This is a genomic window from Actinoplanes sp. NPDC051633, assembly GCF_040681735.1.
Taxonomy (GTDB): Bacteria; Actinomycetota; Actinomycetes; order Mycobacteriales; family Micromonosporaceae; genus Actinoplanes.
In genome coordinates this window covers 1-5,530 of the sequence record NZ_JBFAZH010000489.1, presented here as the reverse complement: position 1 = coordinate 5,530, position 5,530 = coordinate 1, and the positions used below count along the sequence as shown (strand labels likewise).

7 protein-coding genes and 1 pseudogene are annotated in these 5,530 nt (G+C 72.8%); 4 read left to right on the top strand and 4 right to left on the bottom strand.

The annotated features are described in order from the left end of the window. Together AB0M20_RS24655 and AB0M20_RS24650 are read left to right on the top strand one after the other, a co-directional pair. Positions 1 to 548 (top strand): annotated as a pseudogene (locus tag AB0M20_RS24655) (hypothetical protein); the annotation flags it as partial. Next, a complete protein-coding gene (locus AB0M20_RS24650; protein ID WP_364301914.1) occupies positions 545 to 1,705 on the top strand; it encodes a VWA domain-containing protein in 1,161 nt (386 codons plus the stop codon). The pseudogene AB0M20_RS24655 and the gene AB0M20_RS24650, both read left to right, overlap by 4 nt. A 95-nt stretch (positions 1,706 to 1,800) precedes the next feature. On the opposite strand, the gene AB0M20_RS24645 is transcribed toward AB0M20_RS24650, so the two are convergent. Then, positions 1,801 to 2,751, bottom strand: coding sequence for a LysR family transcriptional regulator (locus tag AB0M20_RS24645; RefSeq protein WP_364301911.1), 951 nt, complete (start codon positions 2,749 to 2,751; stop codon positions 1,801 to 1,803). Positions 2,752 to 2,833: 82 nt separating this feature from the next. On the opposite strand from AB0M20_RS24645, the gene AB0M20_RS24640 reads away from it, so the two are divergent. Continuing rightward, positions 2,834 to 3,277 (top strand): hypothetical protein, encoded by a 444-nt coding sequence (locus tag AB0M20_RS24640; RefSeq protein WP_364301909.1) that lies wholly within the window; start codon positions 2,834 to 2,836, stop codon positions 3,275 to 3,277. Here the strand turns inward: AB0M20_RS24640 and AB0M20_RS24635 are convergent. Next, positions 3,267 to 3,689: a DUF1801 domain-containing protein gene (locus AB0M20_RS24635; RefSeq protein ID WP_364301906.1), complete on the bottom strand. Its 423-nt coding sequence runs from the start codon at positions 3,687 to 3,689 to the stop codon at positions 3,267 to 3,269. The genes AB0M20_RS24640 and AB0M20_RS24635 overlap by 11 nt on opposite strands. Then, a complete protein-coding gene (locus AB0M20_RS24630) occupies positions 3,682 to 4,869 on the bottom strand; it encodes a GAF domain-containing protein (protein WP_364301904.1) in 1,188 nt (395 codons plus the stop codon). The genes AB0M20_RS24635 and AB0M20_RS24630 overlap by 8 nt, the downstream gene beginning before the upstream one ends. Positions 4,870 to 5,007: 138 nt before the next feature. Between AB0M20_RS24630 and AB0M20_RS24625 the strand changes: the two genes are divergently transcribed. Continuing rightward, positions 5,008 to 5,160 carry a hypothetical protein gene (locus AB0M20_RS24625; RefSeq protein ID WP_364301902.1) on the top strand — a complete coding sequence of 51 codons (153 nt, stop codon included), beginning with the start codon at positions 5,008 to 5,010 and terminating at the stop codon, positions 5,158 to 5,160. A gap of 147 nt (positions 5,161 to 5,307) precedes the next feature. Here the strand turns inward: AB0M20_RS24625 and AB0M20_RS24620 are convergent. Beyond that, a partial coding sequence (locus AB0M20_RS24620) for a hypothetical protein (RefSeq protein WP_364301900.1) occupies positions 5,308 to 5,530 on the bottom strand: 223 nt, incomplete at its 5' end.

Below are 5,530 nucleotides of genomic sequence, written 5' to 3'. Positions count from 1 at the left end.
CACCTAGCGGGGCGCGGTTCGCGATCGGGCGCCGGGCGGCGGCGGTGGCGGCCGGCGGCCCTGCTCGGGCCGCGGCGGGCGCCCGCCCTGCTCCGGCCGTGGGCGGCGGCGGTCCGGTTCTGGCCGGCCAAGCCGGCGGTCCAGTTCTGGCCTTCAGCGGCGGCGGTCAAGACTTGGCCGCGCAGCCCGACGCGCCGGCTGTGCCCGGGCACCCCGACGAGCCCGTCCTGGCCGGGCAGGCCGGCGGTCCCGTTCTGGCCGGGCAGGCCGGGGAGTCGGCTCGGACCGGGCAGGCCGGCGGGTCGGCTCGGACCGGGCAGGCCGGAGAGTCGGCTCGGACCGGGCAGGCCGGAGAGTCGGCTCGGACCGGGCAGGCCGGCGGGTCGGCGGGCGTCCGCGCCGGCGTACACAAGGACGAAGACGAGCCGGCGCCGCTCGACCTGATGGCACTGGCCGGGGGCTCCGTGCGCAAGCGCTTGATCCCGCTGGCGGCAGGCGCCGCGGTCGTGGTCGCGGCCGTACTGGTCTGGCGCCGTCGGCGCCGGTGAACAGCCCGCTCGGCGGCCTGGACCGGGCGGCGTTCGCGGTCGCGCTGACCGAACGGCTGCGCGCGGCCGGCGTCCGGGTCGGCCTGAGCAACGTGCGCGACCTCATCGCCGCGCTGACCCTCGCGATGCCACGGGACGCCGCCGAGCTCTACTGGATCGCGCGGATCACCCTGGTGCACCGGCGGGAGGACCTGGCGGCGTTCGAGTCGGTGCTGGCCAGCGAGAGACGGAACATCCTGGTCGACATCGCGGCCCGGCCGGACGACGCCCTGACCTCGATGCCCGGCCGGCACGACGGGGCCGAGGACGGCGGCGGTCTGCCGTGGATGACGTTGCCGCCGGTGGTCGCGGACGCGGACCGGGACGACCCGGGCACGCCGGTCCCGCACCGGCTGCCGAGTGCGCTCGATGCACTGGCCGACCGGCCTTTCGCCGATCTCGACGAGCGGGAGACAGCGGCGTTCCGGGACTGGCTGCGTGACGCGGTGCGGCGCTGGCCGGTCCGGCGCTCCCGGCGGCAGGCGATCGGCCGGGCCGGGCATCGGATCGCGTTGCGCCCGACGATCGCGCGGGCTCGGCGCACCGGCTGGGAGCCGCTCGCCCTGGTGCACGTCAAGCCGGTCCGAACGCCGCGCCGCGTGGTGATGCTGTGCGACGTCAGCCAGTCGATGCAGGCTCAGATCCCGGCGTACCGGCTGCTCATGGAGGCGCTGTCGGACGTGGCGCGGGCGGAGACGTTCGCCTTTGCGACGAGGCTGACGAGATTGCGAGGCGGCGTCCTGGAGGCCGAGGACGCCCACGGCGGGACCCGCATAGCGACAGCGATCCACGAGGTGACCCGCAGCCACGACGACCTGCTGCGGGGCGCGATCGTGCTGATCGCGTCGGACGGCTGGGACAGCGACCCGGCCGAGACCTTGGCCACAGCGATGGCGAGACTGCGAAGGCTGGCCCACCGGGTGATCTGGCTGAACCCCAGAGCGGGCGCACCCGGCTACGAGCCCACCGTGGCCGCGATGGCCGCCGCCCTCCCCCATTGCGACGCGCACCTACCGGCCGACACCTTCACCGACCTCCGCGCGGCCCTGAGCCGCATCAAAGCCCACGAGATCAACTCGGCTCCTCGCGCTGCTCCCAGCCGGCGACCAGGTTCGTAGAACCTCGGCTAACACTGACGCCCGTCACTCTGCCGCTCCGGAGAGACCGGCGGGTGGTCCTGCGACCGGAGCGGCGCGCCGGCGCGCTTCCGGAGTCAGCTCCAGAGCGTCACGTGGATCGACGGGCGGAAGCGGCCCACCGTCACGCCCGTGCCGCGGACCATCGCCTGGATCGCGCGAGGGGTCGCCGCGAAGCGGCTCAGCTCGTCGGCCGCCGGGGTGGCCGCGTTCAGGCGGATGGTGTGCCATTGGCCGTCGATCGGCGCGGCCGCGCTCGAGACCCGCACCAGGCGGCGCTCCGTCAGGTCCTGGGCCACCGTGAAGGACAGGACCGGCGCCACGCCCCGGTCGCGTTTCGCCTCCTCGATCGCGGCCGTGTGACTCTGGAAGATCTGCTGCCGGTCCTCCGAGACGGCCAGCCGCCGCAGCATCGCCGGGACCGCGCCCAGGCTGGAAGCCGCCGACGGGCCCAGCAGCCAGGTCTGCTCCCGCAGCCGGGAGAGCGAGGTGTGACCGGTGGCCAGCGGGTGTCCTGGGCCGGTGACCAGCACGATCTGGTGGTTCATCACCGGGCGGGCCACCAGCGCCGGGTCCAGGCCGCCCGGCAGCGAGCCGATCGCGATGTCCACGGCCCGGGTCAGCAGCAACGTCTCGAACTGCGCCGGGTCGCGCACGCTGAGCTCGATGTCGAGGTCGGCGGCCCGGGCGCCGAACAGCTCCAGCAGGCCCGGCGCGGCGTGCTCGGCGAACAGGCTGGACCCGGCGACCCTAAGCAGCCGCCGCCCGCGGCCGGCCTGGCTGACCTCGAGGATCGTGCGGTCCTGCAGGCCGAGCAGCTCGGCCGAGCGGCTGGCCAGGCGCAACCCGCCGGGCGTGAAGGCCAAGCCGGCGGACGTGCGGGTGAACAGCTGGTCGCCGAGCTCCTTGCGCAACTGCCCGATGTTCAGCGAAACGGCGGACTCCGACACCTTCAGCTCGGCGGCCGCGCGCTTGACCGAGCCGTGCCGCACCACCGCGGCAAAGGCGCGCAGCTGCGTCGGCGTCATCCTGTCCACCCCTGTCGATCTTTCTCCTGCACACTATCCCGCTCAGCTTGAAGCCGGACGGCGCGATGAGCAGGATGGCGGGATGGGCCGATTCGACTCGCGTGCACTGCTTCTGATTCCGCTGCTGGCGCTGACCGGGTGTGGTGACGACCCCGAGCCGTCCGCTCCGCCGACGGTGGCGCCCTCCTCGGCAGCGCCCGCGCCGTCCGCGGCACCGTCCGCCTATGTGACGCCGTCGGGGCCGTCGGCGCCGGATCCGGACGAATCGGTCTATGTGGAGGAGGACGACGATCCCACCGCGGCGCCCGGTGATCTCTCCGACGAGGCGCAGGCCTATCTCGACGAGGCGATCGGCATCGAGCTGGGTGCGCTGGAGGCCTCCGGCGACAAGGGCAAGGCGCGGCGGCAGGTGCTCGACAAGCTGCCCGATGACCCCAGCAAGGTACTCGCCGCGCTGCGCACGTACTCGTGGTGGTCGCCGGAGGCGAAGACGCTCTACGACAAGGCGGTCGCCACTACGAAGTGATCGTCCTGCCGTCCGTGTCGCGGAACGACTTGCCGACCAGCTCGCGCAGCACATCGTGATCGACGTCGGCGAGCCGCTTGATGTAGAGGCACGCCTTGCCGGTCTTGTGCGGGCCGAGCCGGGAGAGCACGTCCTGGGCGCCGTCGAAGCCGGTCGACACGTACAGGACCAGGGCGGATTTGCGCGGGGAGAAGCCGACCGCGGGCCAGTCGCCCTCGCGGCCGCTCGCGTACCGGTAGTGGTAGGTGCCGAAGCCGATGATGCTGTCGCCCCACATCACCGGGGTGGCGCCCGTGACGCCGCTGATCAGCTCGCACGCCTCGATCGCGTCGGCGCGCCGTCGCTCGTCGGGCACCGTCTCGAGGAACTCGGCGGCGCTCACCACGGTCGGGGCGGTCTTCGGCTCACTCATGGTCCACCTTCAGTACGACGCCGTCGGCCAGACGGTAGGGGTTGGTGGCGACCAGGGCGCCGATGCCCCGCCGCAGCCGGGAGATCTCCGCCCGGACGGTGACCACGTGCTGCTCGTCGCCGAACAGCGCGCGACTCAGCCGGCTCGCGCTGACCCCGGCCGGCCCGGCGTCGTGCAGGAGGGTGAGGATCTGGGCGTGCCGCCGGGTCAGCGGCGCCACCCACGGCTCGCCGGCGCCGTGCACCGACAACAGCGGTGTCCCGGTCCGCCGCAGTGTGACGGTCAGCCCGCGCTGCCGGTCGGCCGGGCGCACGATCCAGCCCTCGGCCAGGCGTTCCGGCAGGCAGAGACCCATCCCGGGGACGGCCACCGCGGTCCCGGCCCGGGGCACGGCGATCCGGTCGCGGGCGGCCAGCCCGGTGTGGTGCGCCACCCAGCCGTGATCGTCGACGACCAGCAGCGGCCCTTGATGCGCCGCGACCACGTGCTCGGCGGACCGGCGCAGCCGCTCGAGCCGGGCGGCGTGGTGCCGCCACAGCTGCGACTCGGCCAGCCGCACGGCGGTCTCGACAAGGGCGCCGATCGCCGGGTGCAGCGTGAGCGCCGGCCCGCTGACGTCGACGATGCCGAGCATCTCGCCGGTCCGCGGATCGTGGATCGGGTGCGCGGTGCAATACCAACCGTGCTGCGCCTGCTCGAAGTGCTCGGCCGAGAACAGCTCGACCGGCGCGGCCTCGACCAGCGCCGTCCCGATCGCGTTCGTGCCGACGGTCGACTCGGTCCAGAACACGCCCTCGCTGAACCCGAGGTCGTCGGCCCGCCGCCGGACCGAGGACGCGCCCTCCCGCCACAGCACCATGCCGTCGGCGTCGGTGACCACCATCAGGAAGTGCGACGCGTCGGCCACGCTCGCGATCACCTGGAGCAGGTCGCCGATCACCACGCTCAGCGGAGACTCGCGGCGGCGGCGCTCCACCTCGGCCCAGTCGAGCGGATCGCGCCGGTTCTCGTGGTCGGGGTCCAGGCCGAAGTTCAGCACCCGCGACCAGGACCGCTCGACCAGCGCCCGGGGCCGTTCCGGGGCGCGCCCGCCGCCGATCACCGCGTGGTGGACGCGGCGAAGGTTCCGGGCATGCTGCGACAGATCGGTGCCGGGCTTGATCGCGTTGTAGCCGGCCACGGCACCCCTTCCCTCGCGGCTCCCGTGTGGCGAGCATAGGCCGCGAACTGTGATCGCGACCACACCGAGAGACGGCGAACCCGTGCAACACCTTGCAACCCTGTTGCGACGGGTGCCCGCGATCGTTTCCTGACGGGCATGACGCAGACCCACTCCCCCCAGCAGCGCGTGGACGCGTGGCTCGGCTCTCTCGAGTCGGCGCTGGCGACCGGCGACGTGGCGGCCGCCGCGGATCTGTTCGCCCCCGAGTCCTACTGGCGCGACCTCGTGTCCTTCACCTGGAAGTGTTGACAGTACAAAACGGGCGCAGGCCAGAGGTTAAACATGCCCTCTGGCCTGCGCTTATGTCGTTTATTGGTGTTCGACATGAGGCGTCGAAAATCGATGGTTCGCGGACTTTCTGAGGACTGTCCCGAGTGGACGAAAACCCCGGACAACCTACTTCTCGACTGCTCCCGCCTCGGGCTGGCTACCGCCACCGGCATCGGGCTTGTTTCCCGAACCGGCGTTGATCTTTGCGATCAACACATCACCGGTTGTCTTGATCGCCTGGGTGACGACGACGGCCGCCGCGGCCGGTCCGCCGGCTGCCTGGGTGAACGCAACAAAAGCGTCAAGCGCTTCGCTGCTGCGGGCGTGAACGGGTTCGCCCGCAAGCTCG